Origin of the sequence: Curtobacterium sp. B8 (assembly GCF_000333315.1) — a bacterium.
Lineage (GTDB): Bacteria > Actinomycetota > Actinomycetes > Actinomycetales > Microbacteriaceae > Curtobacterium > Curtobacterium luteum.
In genome coordinates this window covers 1-1,055 of record NZ_BACW01000684.1, presented here as the reverse complement: position 1 = coordinate 1,055, position 1,055 = coordinate 1, and the positions used below count along the sequence as shown (strand labels likewise).

At 73.6% G+C, this 1,055-nt stretch carries 2 protein-coding genes; both read right to left on the bottom strand.

All coding sequences use genetic code 11. The features are described 5' to 3' along the window. Positions 1 to 54: 54 nt before the first annotated feature. Complete coding sequence (locus I59_RS20465; protein ID WP_049976624.1) at positions 55 to 426, bottom strand: ATP-binding cassette domain-containing protein; 372 nt, start codon at positions 424 to 426, stop codon at positions 55 to 57. A 394-nt stretch (positions 427 to 820) separates the two neighbouring features. Continuing rightward, positions 821 to 1,055: hypothetical protein (locus tag I59_RS18335; protein ID WP_148286312.1), on the bottom strand; the 235-nt coding region annotated here is incomplete at its 5' end.

Here is a 1,055-nt window from a genome sequence, read left to right as displayed (position 1 = left end):
ACGCGCCGGCGATGCCCACCGCTCAACCGGCTGACGCGGGTGTTGCCGCTGCACCTAGAGGCCGGTCGCGGAGAGGAGTTCCTCGACGCTGCGGTGCCGCGGGTAGAGCGTCGCGAAGTGCCGCAGTTGCTCGGACACCGTGACGTTCGGCGACTCCGCGCTCGTCTGCAGCACGATGCCGATGCGTGCGTTGTGGCTGCGGCTCGCTCTTGCCGGGTCGTGGCCGAGGACGCGGACCTCGCCGCCGGTGCGGGTCCGGTAGCCCTCGAGGACCTCGACCGTGGTGGTCTTGCCGGCGCCGTTCGGGCCGAGGAGGGCGAAGGTCTCGCCGGCGGCGATCGTGAAGGACACGTCGTCGACGGCGCGCTTGCCGGTGGCGTACTGCTTCTCGAGGTGGTGGACCTCGATGGCTGGGGTGTCGGGCATGGGTCCAGCTTGACGGGTGGGGGTCGGCGGCGGTTCGGCCGGTCCGGTGGAGCGGCATCCTCCGATCGGAGGATGGTCTTTCTTCTCATCGGTGGCAGTTCTGGTGCGCGGACATCGGGGATCGCGCACCGGAACTGCCACCGATCGTTCGGCGAGGGCGGCTGGGTCTGGTGCGGGGAGGTCGATGCGGAACCGTGACGCGGCCTGGAGGCACGGTGTCCGGCCGGTGGGCGGGTTGCGTCCGGGTGGTGGGCGGGACCCGGTGGTGGGCGGGTTGCGTCCGGGATGGCGGGTTGCGTTGTGGGACGGGCGGGCTGCGTCTGGTCGGCCAGCGCGACCCGGCGACGGGCGGGAGGCGCGGGGCGGGGGTGCGCCGCGCCTCCAGGCCGGTGGGTCAGGCGCCGAGCGCCGCGCGCAGGAAGGGCGCGGTGCGGCTGCCGGTGGCGGCAGCGACTTCCGCAGGCGTGCCGGAGGCGACCACGCGGCCACCCTCGTCGCCGCCGGCCGGACCCATGTCGACGACGTGGTCCGCCTGCGCGACGACGGACATGACGTGCTCCACGACGACCACGGTGTTGCCGAGTGCGGTGAGCCGGGCGAGCTGGGCCGTGAGGAGCTCCACTCCGCCG

Excerpts from the sequence above, each read along its gene's own strand:
- I59_RS20465 (WP_049976624.1), bottom strand. The coding sequence starts at position 426 with ATGCCCGACACCCCAGCCATCGAGGTCCACCACCTCGAGAAGCAGTAC.